This is a genomic window from Erysipelatoclostridium sp. DFI.2.3, from assembly GCF_019132535.1.
GTDB classification, from domain to species: domain Bacteria; phylum Bacillota_I; class Bacilli_A; order Erysipelotrichales; family Erysipelotrichaceae; genus Clostridium_AQ; species Clostridium_AQ innocuum.
In genome coordinates this window covers 1-14,730 of record NZ_JAHOOJ010000041.1, presented here as the reverse complement: position 1 = coordinate 14,730, position 14,730 = coordinate 1, and the positions used below count along the sequence as shown (strand labels likewise).

Genomic DNA, 14,730 nt, shown 5'->3' with positions numbered 1-14,730 from the left:
TACTTACTTCTACCTATTTGAAACCCTTTCTAACGCTATATTTATGCTCTGTATAGACTTTTGTAGAAGAAAGTTCCACATTTTTTATTCGCCTTTTGAAAGTGGAATTTAACTTTTCACTTCAGCATTTTGATACATCCACTACCTTCTGCTGAAAATGGCTGTGTACTTTGGGACATGGAGCCCTGCCCCTGCACCATGAAAAGTCTCCCTGCTGATATATGCCATCTTCCTTTTTCTGTATCTCCGTGATATAATCAGATAAACAAGGAGGCGTATTTATGGAGAAGAAACAATATGTCTGCCCGAAATGTGGTAACACACAATATGAAAGTGATCAATTTCAGGCAACAGGCGGTAATTTTTCAAAAATCTTCGATGTACAGAACAAGAAATTTATCACGGTTTCCTGCACTCGCTGCGGTTATACTGAGCTGTATAAACAGGAGACAGATGCCGGATGGAATATCCTCGATTTCTTTATAGGGAATTAGAAAAGCTGTAACGTATTGCTTTCACAGTAATCGCGTTACAGCTTTTTATATACAGTACTAATGCTTTTCAAGCTCCTCAAGCTTTCTGCCTATTTTGTGATACAGCCGCAAATATAAAATAAAAACCGCAAGTATCAAAAGCAGAATCACACCGGAAACCTGAATTCCTAATGTAGTAATGGAGGATGCATTTACACCCAGCCATAAAAAGGCGAGAAGCCCTATGATAAAAGCCGAACAAATGGCCAGCATGGTAAGCAACGACCTCCAGCTTGTCAAAAGTCGCTTATATAAAGCAATCCTTGACGTTCGATCACTGAAAATCTCCGGTTTTGTGCCAGTTTCCATCTCTGTACGAAAGTAATTCCACACACCATTAAACTCGCCTTTTTCATGATAGATATTGTCCCATCCCGCCTCTTTGTAATTTTCCACATACTGGTCAGGGTCACGAATATCTTTTTCATAATATCCAAGGTGATAATAATAATTTTTCGGCGTATCTTTTTTAAATATGTATTGAATTCCGTTTTTCCTTACGAAATGAAGGCCCTTCTCTGACATGCTGTGCAGATACTCTGCTTCTTCATCCATATCGGAAACAAAAAACAGCTTATACTTTTTCACATCCTCAGCAGGAGCTGCGCTCACTGGCTTTTCTATTTCCTGCGTAGCTTGCTGTGGCTTGCCGTCCGCATCCGCTTTTAGCTCTTCCATCATTTTATCCAGACTGTCTGACGCAATCAGCTCTTCCTTATTTTCGTCATCCAAAGAAATCTGATCAAGTCCAGATTCCGAAGTTGTGCTTTGTTCTTTTTTTTCTTCACTCATGGCGTACCCTCCATTTCCTCTGTATCAATACCGTAATGCTATTGTTCTGTCAAAAACAGCTGAGCAAGCTTTGAAAATGTATCCACACTTGCTGCATAATCATCCGCTTCACCGAATCCAAAGGAAGCATAGATGAATGGTATCCCTGCCTTACAGCAGGATACCTGATCTGTCTTTGTATCACCGATATAAACAGGCTGCTGCAGGTGATTGCGTTCCACTATGGATTTCAGATTTTCAAACTTCGCTTTCCCAGTTCTTCCGGAGCATTCATAATCTCTGAAATATTTCTGAAGACCATGTACAGCAAACATTGCCTCAATATAACCATCCTGACAATTTGATACTATATACAATGGATACCGCGCTGACAGCTTTTCCAAAGTATCCTCAACATGGGGATACAGCCTACCGCCATGCTTTCGCAAATACTCACATTCGAATTCACAGCAGGTTTCGATAAGTCGCATCCGCTTTTCACAGGATAGCTCAGGAAACAGTCTTGCCGCGATATCCTCATTCAAAAGACCCATCACAGACGCAAGCATGTCTGCTGTTATAACTTTACCTTCGATTTTTTCCCGCTCCAGAATAACCGTATATGCTTCAGCGATTCTCTGCGTCGCATCCCAGAGTGTGCCGTCAACATCAAAAATAATTCCATCTGTTTTCATATGAACCTCTTCTATCAAACTGTAACCGTTAATTATCGTAGCATATTTTACAGAAAATGGCTACACTATTTCATGTATTCGCAGCAATCCGGATAAGAAAATTCGCATACCAGAAAAACTCATCATGGACTAGATCCATACGGATAATCGTATGCTCCTGCAGGGACAGCAGCTCCTGAGATAGCGGCTTCATAAGCAGAGTGTCCTTTCTGTGTGAAAATTGTCTTCCGTAATGCAGCGTTAAACGACTGCTTTTTATTTGAAAAGAACGCGGTCCCCATGTACTCGATTTCCCATAGGATGTTTTTTTATGCGCCAGCTGCCTGTTGAACATTTTCAAGGCTGTCTGATACAGCAACCAGCGACTGTGAACCTCAATCGCGTCGGAAAAGCATAAATCCGCATATCTAATGCTGGATGGGTGCTTGTGCAGCTGATGGATCAAATCCTGTAAATCTGTGTGATAGACCTCCTCATATGCAAGCAGATGCTCCTTTTGTTCTTTTGTTGCATGAAGTCTTATTTTAATCGTTCGATACATAACTGATTACCTCCTTTTACCCTTATATACGGATGGAAGAGGTGAAATTCCTAAAATTTATTAAATTTTTTTATTTCATTATTTTCATACCTTGCAGATCTAGGAGATGATACGCATAGCAGTTATAACTCTTTTCTTTTACAGAGGTCCAGAAACTCATCATATGACATCTCCATATGATGGATAGCTGCGCTTATTTCTTCTCTCACTTCATTTTTCAGCGCATGAGGTTATGTGTGCTATACAGGATATGGGTATACATACTTATACAAATTTCTGTTTTGAAGGATGCAAAACCACGCAGTATCTACTTATGTATGCATATTCCTGAGCAACGATACGGCAGTTACTATTCAACTGTCTTAGACTGAGAAAACACGTGCACTACTAGAGATATCACCGTTGTTGCTATTGCCTGTATTTATATGATTACAGTATTTGAATATATTCTGATGTGTGGACAATAGTAACTAATCGGGATGGGATATATGCACAAATTTAAAAATTAGGTATGGACTTTTAAAAACGATTATGATATACTTTTATGGCAGTGGAATAAAACGGTTTTATCTAACCACTTACTGCTGATCAGAGCTGGAGTAGTACTCAAGAGGCTGAAGAGGTGCCCCTGCTAAGGGTATAGGTCGGGAAACTGGCGCGAGAGTTCAAATCTCTCCTACTCCGCCATTAAAAAGTGAAACATCGCAATTGCGATGTTTTTTTATATACAGATCGTAGAAGAGAATTGAACACAGATTCTATGGTGTCGACTTAGGAGTAGGGCATAGGAAACGGTTAAGTGAACAGGCTATACTGTGAAACTCCAGGCATTCCAACAGCTGTGCATTCATTATGAAGCGCCCTATAGAAAAAGGAGGCTGGATAAATGATCATTACATGAAATTGATCAAAACCAAACCTCGTTTTCATGCACAATCTCATCTACAAGCTCTCCATGATAGTTTTTTGGTATAAATCCTGCACCGATTCCCTGAATTTTGTGCGGGCCTGCAGCTCCACCGGATAATACCGGAGAATTTTCAGGCTCCACAGCTACCATCCGGATATCCGCATTCTTTTCTTTCAGATAAGCTGCAACTCCACTGATTGTGCCACCGGTGCCGACGCCTGCGACAAATACATCAAGCTTTCCATCTGTATCTCTCCAGATTTCCTCTCCGGTATGAAGATAATGAGCGTTGGGATTGTCCGCGTTTTCAAATTGCTGAAGAATGATGGAATTCGGTATCTCCTTATGCAGCTCCTCAGCTTTGGCAATTGCTCCCGTCATCCCCTTACTTCCCTCAGTCAGTATCAGCTCAGCACCATATGCACGAATCATTTTCCTGCGCTCGACACTCATAGTTTCGGGAAGAACGATCATTAGGCGTATACCGAGAGCCGCCGCAGTCATCGCCAAACCGATACCTGTATTACCAGACGTCGGCTCAATCAGTACTGTGTCTTTGTCAAGCCTTCCTGCCTTTTTAGCCTCCATAATCATTTGATATGCAATGCGATCCTTTACACTTCCGCCAGGATTGAAAGCCTCTGTTTTCACCAGAATCTCTGCCTTTCCCTCTTTATTCAAACGATGAACCCTGATCAATGGTGTGCTACCAATCAGTTCGGTTATGCTGTTATATATTTTCTCCATGTATTTGTTCTCCTTTTTCTTATCCATCTTCTTTTGTTATTTTATATAAACTAAGGCGAGGTAATAACATCGTGTCGTATGATGAAACTTGTCAGCAATATGAATTTTCAGTTTCACGCTTCCATCTCCTATCATTTTACTGGGATTATATGTTATTTTCCTTTGATTGTCAATGCATAAGATTCAATATTCCTATAATTTTTGTATGATATGCTTGTCTTTTTGATATATATCAACTAAAATATAAGATAAGAATTGATGGGAGAGATATGATATGAAAATTTCTACAAAGGGCATATATGCACTGGAAGCCATGATTGAGCTGGCCTCAAGAAATACTGCATGTGTCAGTATTCGCGATATAGCTGATGCCAGAAACTGCTCGGTGAAATATCTGGAACAGATTTTCAAACAATTGAAAAAAGCACAGCTCCTGATAAGTATACGCGGCAAGGATGGCGGCTATCAGATTGCAAAGGATCCTGAAGAAATAACGGCAAAGGATATTATTCTGGCAGTTGAAGAGAAACTGGATCCTGTTGTATGTCTTTCCCATACATGTACTCGCTCCGGTATTTGTCGGACACAACCGGTGTGGATGGGTATGCAGGAACAAATCTACAAAGTCCTTGAGAGTAAGACACTGAAATATCTAACTGATATTTATAGAAATGAGGTGAGTGCATGAAGCTGTCAACAAAATCACGATATGCGGCAAGATGTTTAATTGATCTTGCTATATACGGTAAAGACCACCCGCTGTCAATTACAGAAATAGGTGCACGTGAGGAAATTTCCGAACGCTATCTGGAGCTGATCTTCGCAACATTGAAAAAAGCCGGGTTCATCGCAAGTGCCCGGGGAAGCCAGGGTGGCTATCAGCTGATACGTCCGATTGAAAGTATCACGATTTATGATATCATTGCGTTGATGGAAACCAATACAAGCATCGTCAACACACAGGATGAACGAGATCCAATGAAGAGAATACTGATGCGTGAGGTCTGGTCTTTGATTGATGACAATCTGAAAGCATACCTTTCTGACCTGACTATTGCGGAATTATCATTATCTTAAAGAGATGCACGCAGCTTCTTTTTTAAAAACTCCACCTTTCATAAAGATGGAGTTTTCGTACTGTATAAACAGCACATGAGATTCAAGTCCCTGGACGTTTCTTTATGAAGCTGCTATGCAGTCTCAGGTGCGCCCTCACCAATCCCTGAACAGTACCAATGGTATTCAGGGCAGACTCTCATTCAGAGAATCTCAGGTGCATGAAGAATATTCATAGCACCGACAACATCACGATGATGGTGAAAACCACAGCGGCAGGTATAGGTTCTTCCTTTCACGTTATTGATTTTTCCACAGGAAGGACAGCGCTTGCTGGTAAGTCTTGGATTCACGTAACGAATATGTATTCCTGCAAGCTTTGCTTTATACGCTATAAATTGCTGGAGACGCTGATAGGACCAGCAAATCTGTTCATGCTTTGAAAATTTTTTTTGTAAATGGTACAGCTTTTCCAGACAGATAATCTGGATTTTCTGTTCAATTGCAAAATTTACAATCTCACGCGCAAGGCAGTGATCGATATAGCGTTTGTAATCATTCAGACGATGGTACTGCTGTTTCTTTTTACCCTGCGTTCTCTTTATAAATTCATCTGCTCTTTTTCTGATCCTTCTTGTGTGATACCGGATTTCTCTGCCGTTCCCGACAAATCAGATTACACCATCGCAGGTATAACAAACTGCCGGACATCGCATACCAATATCAACTCCCATTTTTCTTTCCTCGTTCAGAATTCCGGCAGTATTCGGTGTATGAACACAAAGCAGCAGATAAGCGTAGAAATCGTGATGTATTTCTCTTATATCCGCTTTTACCAATTCCCCACTCCATAACCGCTTCCACTGCTGTTTATGTATTTCGGTTCTGATACGCAGTTCAGGAACAAGAAAGCTTTGGCCAAACATGAATACAATTGAATTCTTCTCAAGCTGCATAGATTTCGCCATACAGGAAAAACTGCTGGGATACACGGCCCTATGCTGCAGTCTGCGCTCCTCATACAGAGTCTTCGCATAGTGCAGTACCTGATTTTTGGAATAAAATGCGATATCTGAACTGACCCATTTATATGGTATAAATATGACACTTCCCAGCTTTTGATATCGTCTGATGATGCGCTCGACCTCGTCCTGAAAGCGCCTGCTGTATGCACGGAGTATCTGCTTTTCATCATGCGTGGCCTGTAACTGCAATTTAATGGTAAGATACATGTAATTTTCCTCCTTTCACTATATACATACGATTAAAATTTTTAAAACTCCTAAAAAAAGGCAAAAAAAAACCTATATAAGGCTAAAAAATATAAACTATCTGAACATTGAACGGTTAATGATACAGTAAATACAATTTTCAACAAATCTTGATCAATTTCTAAGTATCATAGCAGTCTAAGTTAAATATAATAGCAAATCTTAAACACGCATATAAGCTAACCTGTATGCACTGCTTCTCTTGAACGGTCCAGTCACTTTTCGATCTGCCTCCCGTCTCAACCATCAACGCGTTGAAATCGTGGGTTGGCTCGCACGTTTGTGGTTACCATGCCACACACAGTATACCGATCATGGGTTCGCTGTTTATATACACAGCCGGTTATGCATTCAGCTGAAAGCCTGCCATGGCGAAATCGGGTTCCCTCATCTGCTCCTGAAATTTGTTGGTCAAAAAGTTGGCAAACTTTTTGATAGCGAAAAAAAAGCCGAAATCTATCGGCTTTTATCTTTCTATGGAGCAGATGAGGGGAATTGAACCCCCGTATCAGCCTTGGCAAGGCTGTGTTCTACCATTGAACTACATCTGCATAACTGGCGGTCCAGATGGGACTCGAACCCACGATCTCCTCCGTGACAGGGAGGCATGTTAACCACTACACCACTGGACCATCATATTCAAACACATTTCAAAGATTTAAATGGCGGTCCAGATGGGACTCGAACCCACGATCTCCTCCGTGACAGGGAGGCATGTTAACCACTACACCACTGGACCTTCAGCTTGTATTACCACAATGCCTGTATATAATACCACGAAACTTCATTCTTGACAAGTAAAAAATGAAAAATTTATTGATTTCTTATCACTTTTTCCTATACCGATCATCGTCATCACCTCCTCAGCAATAATGAAAAAGAGATTCCAAAAAGGAACCCCTCATGTATTCATATACTCAGGCTTACCCGAATTGCCCGATTGATCTTTTCCAGTGTTTTTTCATCCAATGTACAGATCCACTGCCCCAATCTCTTCTTATCTATGGTACGCAGCTGCTCACAGAGGATCATAGAAACATAGCTCAGTGAATCATCACTAAATATGACGTGTGTGGGAATTGGCGGCTTTGACATCTTTTTTGAAATAGGAGCAACAATAATTGTTTTTGAATAGCGGTTACCTTTATCATTCTGCACGACAACAACCGGGCGAACGCCTCCCTGCTCGCTACCGACAACCGGAGAAAGATCTGCATAGTATACATCTCCTCTCCTTATCATTACTTCATCACAGCCACCTGCATGCTCATAATCACCTGCATCATTTCCTCCGGGCTCAGGTCATCAGAAAATACAGTGAACTCGACATTATCATACACCGCACTTAGATGGTTTCCATCATAGAATCCTACCACATCCAACGCATCCATCATTTCACCGGGCATAATCACAGTCTGCGTCTCCTTTACACTTTCCTTCTTTGTTTCCACAACCGTAAAATTCTTATCTCCCGTATACTCCAGAACATGCTTCGTCTGTCCGTTCGCATTCATACTGCTGATATTTTCAAGCTTGGCATCATACACCATAACCGGATATAAAGGCAAATCGGCAGCCGTTATTGCAGATGTAGCCTTTGACTTTTCCAGAACAGTCGGTGCCTTGAAATAATCATCCTTGATTTTTGCATTATAATCCGACTTTGTAAACACAATTTTAAGCTCAGATGTATTGTCCTTGTTATAAATCTGCAGCCACTTCAGCTTGGAATCCTTATCAAACATGATTTCCTCATGATCGAAGTTCTTATTATTTGGATAAGATACCTTGCTTGTCACAAGATAACCGCCCTTCTCCTCCTTAATCGCTGCATCCTTTCCCTTCACAATATCTGAAATTGACTGCAATAGATACGGTTTTGGAGAGTTCATCGGCCAGTCTCCCTCAAACTTGAAAATCTGATTCAGACTTGGTGTTACTACAAAAACTCCAGCATCATTTCGAAGAATAATCTGTTCCTGATTCAACTCCTTATCCGTCAATGTCACCTTGAAGAAATCCTTATCGGCCTTCTTATAACCGACCTCCACAGCATATGTCTTCACATCCTCACCCTTCGCAATTTCCATATTGCCTTCCAGGATATAGGAATTCATATCAGACATCATTTTCTCAAACTGCTTATCAAAGGATTTTGGTTTCATTGCGAAGATGAGTGCGATAGCCAGAACGACAATACCAACGCCTGCAATGATTTTTGATTTCATATTAAATCTCCCTCCTGCTCACCCTACTTTATGCCAGGATTTCCGGAATCATTCATAATTGAAGAATATTTTCATAAAGTAGAACAGGTGAAGAAAATGAAAAAAACACAAAAAATATGTCTCATCCTTACGATTCTATTCTGTCTGAACTATGCTTTATCCATGCTCTTGGGCTTTCACTATCTGACACAGTTGATAACCTCGATTCCATGGCTGGAAAAACTGATTGCGTTTGTAATCGGTGTATGTGCCTTTATTGACATTCTCGCATTCCGTCCTGAAGAATAGAATCGCGTTAGTTCGCCATCCCTTCAAAGGAATGCAAATGCTCATGTAAACCAAACATCAGACAAGCATGAAGACTCTATGTAATACAGATTATAGATTAAAAAAAACGATACCAAATAAAAAGCTCCGATTACAGCTTCGGAACTTTTCAGTAATTCTATGCAGGACTCTGTGCAGCTTCTTCCAGTTCAATGCCGGGATCTGCTGTCAGATCAAAATCACCGCGCACGCCATGCGTGTACGCAATATATCCTGCAACGGCAATCATTGCCGCATTATCTGTGCAGCAGGACAATGGAGGAATGATGAATTCAATATCCTTATATTTATCAGCAAGACCCTTTTCCACCTTTTCACGCAGACAGGAATTTGCGGCAACACCACCTGCAAGCACCATCTGAGCAGGATGATATTTTTGCAATGCATACTCCGCACGCTCCAGCAGGGCGCCAAACGCGGTTTCCTGATAGGATGCAGCCAAATCAGCAGCGGCAAAGGTTTCATTTTTTCGCTTACAGCGATCAATGAACTGCAATACACTGCTCTTCAGGCCACTAAAGGAAAAATCCATTGGATTCTCTGTTTTTGGTCTTGCCAGCTTATACATGGGCTTGCCTTCCTTAGCGATTCTATCCACATAAACACCACCTGGATACGGCAGTCCCAGCACTCGTCCTACCTTATCTCCAGCTTCACCAATAGCATCATCCTGTGTAGTGCCTAGGATTTCAAAGCTCCACTCATCCTTCATATAAACCAGCTCTGTATGTCCACCGGATACCACAAGTGCCAGCAATGGAAATTTCAAATCCGTAATCAGCCGATTTGCATATATATGTCCGGCTATATGATGAACCGGTACCAGTGGCTTATGAAATGCCCAGGCAAGCGTCTTAGCCGCCTGCACACCGATATGCAGACAGCCTACCAGACCCGGTCCCTGCGTAACAGCAACCGCATCAATGTCTTCCATCGCGACGTTCGCTTTATGCAATGCCTCCTCAATTACCATAGATATGTTTTCCACATGAATTCTGCTTGCAACCTCTGGAATAACACCACCAAATTCCTTATGTACATCAATCTGTGTTGCAACGACATTGGACAAAATCTCTTTTCCATCCGCTACAACCGCCACAGCTGTTTCATCACAACTGGATTCCACAGCCAGTATGAGTGTCTGTTTCATACCAAATTACCTCCCAGGGCTTTGCACATCACAATGGCGTCTTCGCCATTATCATTGTAATACCCTTTACGTATATTCACCTTCATAAACTCATAGGAATCATAAAGACAGCGCGCTGCTTCATTCGAGGGGCGCACCTCCAGCATGATTGTTTCACACTGTTCCTGCTCTGCCGATGCAATCATAAAATCCATCAGACAGCGGCTGTACCCTCTTCTCTGAAAAGAAGGATGTACAGCGATATTCGCCAGCTGACAGCACTCAAATGTTATCCAGAAATCAATGAAGCCAGCAATCTTTTGATTCTCTTCCAATACATAAAAATGACCAAATTCATTCTCATGCAGCTCGTAAAGAAACATTTCCTTTGTCCAGCGACTGCTGAAGCAAATCTCCTCAATCTGCATGATGCGCTCCAGATCCCTATCTGCAGCCTTGCGGATCATGGCTTTACCTTATATGCATCCGACTCCTTTAAATAACGCGGAGTTAATGTATGTACATTCTCAATTTTTCTATAAAACGGACGCAATGCGATGAAGTTTTCAAGAAACTTTGGTTCCTTCGCCTTTAGATCAATCAGCTCACAGTCTCCAAACAGCTGATAATCCGCTTGATTCAGAAGCAAACGAATTTCATCCAGTGTCAGAATTTGTTCCTCTTCAACAAATTTACCGCCCTGTAAAGCGCCTGTATAAGCACGCTGACTTCTTGCATCCAGCATGACAAATGCACGCTCATGAACTCCTGCATAAAGCTGCAGAGTGGAAACAGCGTATAGCGGTATATGCTTTCTGGTACATAAAACCTTCGCAACGCACATTGCTATCCGCACACCTGTATAGCTTCCCGGTCCGTCTGTGATCACAACTTCATCCACATCATCACTGTCCCAGCCGGCTTCCTTCATCAGGCGCATCAGCTCCGGAAATATGGTCTCCGATTGTCTCTTCCATGATAAATTAGCAGTGCCGCATATCATACGATCATTTTCATACAGACCGATAACCAGATACTTGTGCGCACTGTCCAAGCATAATGTTTTCATTATAACGCCTCCACAATTTTTTCATACACTTCGCCTTTTGGATCAAATGTAAACATTCGTTTTTCATCTTCCCCCTCTACTCTGGTAATATCGATGTGTAATCGCTCCCCTGGAAGCTGACTTTCAATAAAATGCGGCCATTCAATCACACATACACCATCATCCTCAAAATACTCCTCAAATCCGAGATCCTGAGTGATTCCCTCCAGCCGATAGGCATCAATATGGTAAACCGGCATGGAAGTACCCTGATATATTTTTAAAATAGTGAAGGTAGGCGAATTGATTGTTTTTTTAACACCAAGCCCCTTACCGAGATATTTTGTAAATGTTGTCTTACCGGCTCCCAGATCACCGCTTAATGTAATCAGCATTCCCGGTTTTATAAGAGAAGCTAATTTCAATCCAAGTTCTCCGGTTTCCTCCAGCGAACAGACAGGTATTTGTTTCATCGTTCTCACCTCTTATTTCTTCTGCAGTGCTTTCTTCCTCTGCTTCATTGCCCATTGCGATAGAGCATACAGTGATTTGTAAACAGGTAAATCAAACTCTCCGATAAATTCATTAATCGTTGGATTATAATTCGCCTTGAATTTGGTAAGACCGCCTTTCAAGCTGCCTTCGATTCCTCCCATATTACTCCAGCGACAGCCCTTTTCAAAGCTCCATGTCATACAGCTGTAAAAGCTGGCATAAGGTGCCATATAACGCTTATAGCGCTCATCCATTCCTGCATACAGTATTTCTGCAGTCGGTCCGAATTTTACACATAGCGCCCCGGAAACAACCGCAATATCTCCATCACGCTCCAGATTCTCCTGCAGCTCCTTTACCTCGCGACTAAGAGAGGCGTGAAGCTCTTCCAGTGTAAAGCGTTTTTTCTTCGCATTCTCCGGACATTTTGCCAAATCTCTTTCATTCTGCTCATATCGCTGCTTTGTATCCTCATACAGCTTGCGAAGCGGCAGCTTGGCCAGAAAGATGACGGCATCCTCACCGTAGATTTCCATAAGACGCTGAAAATATTCCTGATCCCGCAGATGAATATTTTTACGCTCCTCCGTACAATGCATAACCCTTGCAAAATCCTCTACACCATCCATATGATAAGGCAAAACCTCAATCATTTTCTTCTGAACCGTCTGTAATGCTTTCCTACAGCCTTTGGACAAGGTAGCATTAAAGTCATCACAGGCGTAAACATTGGCATGATAACGCGGCTGAATGGTATCATCAATATGCTTTGTGAATCCCTTAAATACAGCCCCCTGATCCTGCAGCATCTGTATCATAGCATCGATATGCTCATAATGGTTCTCATTTGCTTCTTTTATTGTATAATCGTTACAGTGGACAGCTGGATCAAAGGTAATAAACAGGCACCTGTACTTCCTTGCATAGCGCTTCAGCTCTTTCATGAGAAATGCCACAAGCGCAGTATTCGAAAAATCCAGAACCGGTCCACGTGGAATATAAAACATACTGAATCCCAGTGGCAGTGGCTTGATGAGAATCATGCAGCTTGCTACCAGCTGATTTTGATATTTTACACCCACAATTGTGTGCTTCCAGTTTTCCTTTACAAGACCCCAGCTGCTGGATTGCAGAAGATTGCATAATTTATGTTTGCTTACAAACGCATCATGCTCCTTTGCATCGACTTGTTCTATAAATTGATATTGCATACTACCTCCATAGAACTATTTGTTCTTTAATTTCTTATAAAGTGCATACGGCCCCTTTTGGATTGGCAGAATAAAATCACCAACCAGCTCTTCCACGACACCGTGAAAGCCTTTTTTAAACTCATAAACCCCATAATCCTGCGCATTCTTATCAAAATCGCCGGATAAGCCATAGAAATTATATTTGCGAATTCCATGCTTCAGAGCATACTGCAGCATATGCCACTGAATTGCATACGGCGCATTATATTTCTTAAAGGTATCATATGCGGCGCTGTAAAGGTAGACAAGCTCATCTTGCGACTGAATAAAAAACGACGTAGCCATCGGTATACAGGCTCCATGCTCCTGCTCCAAGGTATCCGCATCCTTATATTTCTTTTCATTCAATGCCAATGCTTCATCCAATACCTTTTTCTTCTTGATAAATTTCTTACTATTCGGCAGTTCTTCAAGCTTGGCGAGTATCTCTGCATGCTCTTTTTCCAGATCCTGCTTTTCCAAATCCAGCTTTCTACGGAAATCATTTAAATCGAGATATGCCAGGAGTAGCTTCGCATCCTCACCATAAGCAATCATTTGATTTCGGTAGAATTCCGGCTCACGCTCCGCAAATTCACAGCGCTGTGAGGTATGATGCATCATATCAAGAAAGATGTCCAGTTCATCGATAGACAATTCACGCACCTGTATTCCCTGCTTTAAGGTTTTATTCACTGACCAGCGTGTCTGTTGATGCATTTCCTTGAGGAGCGTATTCTCATCCTTGCCATCCAGGTATAAGGCAAACATCCAGCGAATCTCTGAAATCACCTGAAAATCCTTGGTAAAGCCCTGATGCTCATATCCTGAAGCAATCATATTGTCCACTACATAGGAATGATCAAAGCCATTTTCCACCAGCTCACCATCGATATCGCGCTCTTTATATAATACATTTGGGTCAACAACTAAATATAAGCCCTTTTTTTTCTTCAAATATGCGGCTAGCTCCTTCGTAAAAAAACGCAAAAGCTCCACGTTATGATAATCCATTAGAAATCCGCGTTGCGCATAGTAAAACCGGTACAGCTTCATTACCGGTATGGATGTTAATGGAGTTGCACAGATAACTTTATCCTGCTCCTTTACTCCAACGTACTCAACATCCCAATGATTGATTTTTTTTAAATCCATCGCCTTCAGCGAGTTCATAAAATCCCGATAGGGATGCTGATTCCGGAATGCTTCATATTCCTGAGGTGTCAACGTTGTAAACTCCAAAATTTCGTCCTCCTTTTCAAATCTATCGTAATCTGTAAGCATAATCTGTATGCATTTTCCTCATATCGTCAAAACAGTATTATTATACCACGTTTGTTGATGATTTTTTAAATTAAGGGTGAAATTTAAGAGAACTTTTCTGTTTTATAGATAAAGCACATATATTCGCCTGTGAAAGTAATAAAATGGATTCGTAGAGCATGCTTTCTATTTTCACAACCAGAAATAACCAGCTGTCTTATTCTTACTATACACTTATACTAAACACATATAGAGTCACACCTCAACTACTTATAAGTCTGAGATTTTGCAGGGTGTTAATGAAGGATACAGATTCATAAAATCAGATTTACTATATGTATTATTATGAATCTATGCAAAAAAAGACCCATCGTAAGATGAGTCAGATTACCTGGCAGCGTGCTATCTTCACTGGAGCCAGTCCAGATATTGTCGCCGCTGATATGCTTAACTTCTGTGTTCGGGATGAGAACAGGTGTGTCCA

Annotated in this window: 17 protein-coding genes, 4 tRNA genes, 1 rRNA gene and 1 pseudogene; 5 read left to right on the top strand and 18 right to left on the bottom strand. The window is 41.4% G+C overall.

The genetic code is table 11. The features are described 5' to 3' along the window. Window positions 1-281: 281 nt before the first annotated feature. Entirely contained in the window at window positions 282-494 is a 213-nt protein-coding gene (locus tag KSZ58_RS22025) for a zinc ribbon domain-containing protein (RefSeq protein ID WP_002607649.1), read from the top strand. 57 nt (window positions 495-551) lie between these two features. Here KSZ58_RS22025 and KSZ58_RS22020 read toward each other — a convergent pair whose 3' ends face one another. The 3 genes from KSZ58_RS22020 to KSZ58_RS22010 form a co-directional block, all read right to left on the bottom strand. After that, on the bottom strand, window positions 552-1,325 hold the full coding sequence (locus KSZ58_RS22020; RefSeq protein ID WP_008818779.1) for a DUF2812 domain-containing protein: 774 nt from the start codon (window positions 1,323-1,325) through the stop codon (window positions 552-554). 38 nt (window positions 1,326-1,363) lie between these two features. Next, the gene (locus tag KSZ58_RS22015; protein ID WP_008818778.1) at window positions 1,364-1,999 is read right to left on the bottom strand and encodes an HAD family hydrolase; all 636 of its coding nucleotides are present in this window, start codon (window positions 1,997-1,999) and stop codon (window positions 1,364-1,366) included. A gap of 70 nt (window positions 2,000-2,069) precedes the next feature. Further along, the gene (locus tag KSZ58_RS22010) at window positions 2,070-2,540 is read right to left on the bottom strand and encodes a hypothetical protein (protein ID WP_008818777.1); all 471 of its coding nucleotides are present in this window, start codon (window positions 2,538-2,540) and stop codon (window positions 2,070-2,072) included. Between the two features lie 596 nt (window positions 2,541-3,136). On the opposite strand from KSZ58_RS22010, the gene KSZ58_RS22005 reads away from it, so the two are divergent. Next, window positions 3,137-3,227: transfer RNA gene (locus KSZ58_RS22005), tRNA-Ser, on the top strand. Window positions 3,228-3,471: 244 nt separating this feature from the next. On the opposite strand, the pseudogene KSZ58_RS22000 reads toward KSZ58_RS22005, so the two are convergent. Beyond that, window positions 3,472-4,197, bottom strand: a pseudogene (locus KSZ58_RS22000) (PLP-dependent cysteine synthase family protein); the annotation flags it as partial. A gap of 274 nt (window positions 4,198-4,471) precedes the next feature. Between KSZ58_RS22000 and KSZ58_RS21995 the strand changes: the two are divergent. Both KSZ58_RS21995 and KSZ58_RS21990 read left to right on the top strand, forming a co-directional pair. After that, window positions 4,472-4,885, top strand: coding sequence for an Rrf2 family transcriptional regulator (locus KSZ58_RS21995; protein ID WP_009270950.1), 414 nt, complete (start codon window positions 4,472-4,474; stop codon window positions 4,883-4,885). Further along, entirely contained in the window at window positions 4,882-5,274 is a 393-nt protein-coding gene (locus KSZ58_RS21990; RefSeq protein ID WP_008818775.1) for an Rrf2 family transcriptional regulator, read from the top strand. Before KSZ58_RS21995 ends, KSZ58_RS21990 begins: the two co-directional genes overlap by 4 nt. Window positions 5,275-5,456: 182 nt before the next feature. On the opposite strand, the gene KSZ58_RS23040 is transcribed toward KSZ58_RS21990, so the two are convergent. The 7 genes from KSZ58_RS23040 to KSZ58_RS21960 all read right to left on the bottom strand — a co-directional run bounded on the left by KSZ58_RS23040 (window position 5,457) and on the right by KSZ58_RS21960 (window position 8,752). Next, the gene (locus KSZ58_RS23040) at window positions 5,457-5,795 is read right to left on the bottom strand and encodes a zinc ribbon domain-containing protein (RefSeq protein ID WP_308125186.1); all 339 of its coding nucleotides are present in this window, start codon (window positions 5,793-5,795) and stop codon (window positions 5,457-5,459) included. 129 nt (window positions 5,796-5,924) lie between these two features. Beyond that, complete coding sequence (locus KSZ58_RS23035; RefSeq protein WP_233104448.1) at window positions 5,925-6,485, bottom strand: hypothetical protein; 561 nt, start codon at window positions 6,483-6,485, stop codon at window positions 5,925-5,927. 516 nt (window positions 6,486-7,001) lie between these two features. Then, window positions 7,002-7,075 (bottom strand) — tRNA-Gly (locus tag KSZ58_RS21980). A 5-nt stretch (window positions 7,076-7,080) separates the two neighbouring features. After that, window positions 7,081-7,156: transfer RNA gene (locus KSZ58_RS21975), tRNA-Asp, on the bottom strand. 31 nt (window positions 7,157-7,187) lie between these two features. Next, window positions 7,188-7,263 (bottom strand) — tRNA-Asp (locus KSZ58_RS21970). 170 nt (window positions 7,264-7,433) lie between these two features. Further along, window positions 7,434-7,766 (bottom strand): type II toxin-antitoxin system PemK/MazF family toxin, encoded by a 333-nt coding sequence (locus KSZ58_RS21965; protein WP_002607657.1) that lies wholly within the window; start codon window positions 7,764-7,766, stop codon window positions 7,434-7,436. After that, entirely contained in the window at window positions 7,766-8,752 is a 987-nt protein-coding gene (locus KSZ58_RS21960; protein ID WP_009270952.1) for a hypothetical protein, read from the bottom strand. Before KSZ58_RS21960 ends, KSZ58_RS21965 begins: the two co-directional genes overlap by 1 nt. A gap of 96 nt (window positions 8,753-8,848) precedes the next feature. Between KSZ58_RS21960 and KSZ58_RS21955 the strand changes: the two genes are divergently transcribed. Then, window positions 8,849-9,040: a DUF378 domain-containing protein gene (locus KSZ58_RS21955; RefSeq protein ID WP_008818772.1), complete on the top strand. Its 192-nt coding sequence runs from the start codon at window positions 8,849-8,851 to the stop codon at window positions 9,038-9,040. A gap of 157 nt (window positions 9,041-9,197) precedes the next feature. Here KSZ58_RS21955 and tsaD read toward each other — a convergent pair whose 3' ends face one another. The 7 genes from tsaD to rrf all read right to left on the bottom strand — a co-directional run. Further along, a complete protein-coding gene (gene tsaD / locus KSZ58_RS21950; RefSeq protein ID WP_008818771.1) occupies window positions 9,198-10,229 on the bottom strand; it encodes a tRNA (adenosine(37)-N6)-threonylcarbamoyltransferase complex transferase subunit TsaD in 1,032 nt (343 codons plus the stop codon). Further along, window positions 10,226-10,675 (bottom strand): ribosomal protein S18-alanine N-acetyltransferase, encoded by a 450-nt coding sequence (gene rimI / locus KSZ58_RS21945; protein WP_008818770.1) that lies wholly within the window; start codon window positions 10,673-10,675, stop codon window positions 10,226-10,228. Before rimI ends, tsaD begins: the two co-directional genes overlap by 4 nt. Continuing rightward, a complete protein-coding gene (gene tsaB, locus KSZ58_RS21940; RefSeq protein ID WP_008818769.1) occupies window positions 10,672-11,277 on the bottom strand; it encodes a tRNA (adenosine(37)-N6)-threonylcarbamoyltransferase complex dimerization subunit type 1 TsaB in 606 nt (201 codons plus the stop codon). Before tsaB ends, rimI begins: the two co-directional genes overlap by 4 nt. Then, entirely contained in the window at window positions 11,277-11,729 is a 453-nt protein-coding gene (gene tsaE, locus KSZ58_RS21935; RefSeq protein WP_008818768.1) for a tRNA (adenosine(37)-N6)-threonylcarbamoyltransferase complex ATPase subunit type 1 TsaE, read from the bottom strand. The genes tsaB and tsaE overlap by 1 nt, the downstream gene beginning before the upstream one ends. Before the next feature lie 12 nt (window positions 11,730-11,741). Beyond that, a complete protein-coding gene (locus KSZ58_RS21930) occupies window positions 11,742-12,962 on the bottom strand; it encodes a peptidoglycan bridge formation glycyltransferase FemA/FemB family protein (protein ID WP_008818767.1) in 1,221 nt (406 codons plus the stop codon). Between the two features lie 15 nt (window positions 12,963-12,977). Then, a complete protein-coding gene (locus tag KSZ58_RS21925) occupies window positions 12,978-14,225 on the bottom strand; it encodes an aminoacyltransferase (protein ID WP_224727414.1) in 1,248 nt (415 codons plus the stop codon). Between the two features lie 410 nt (window positions 14,226-14,635). Next, window positions 14,636-14,730 (bottom strand): 5S ribosomal RNA (gene rrf / locus KSZ58_RS21920); the annotation flags it as partial.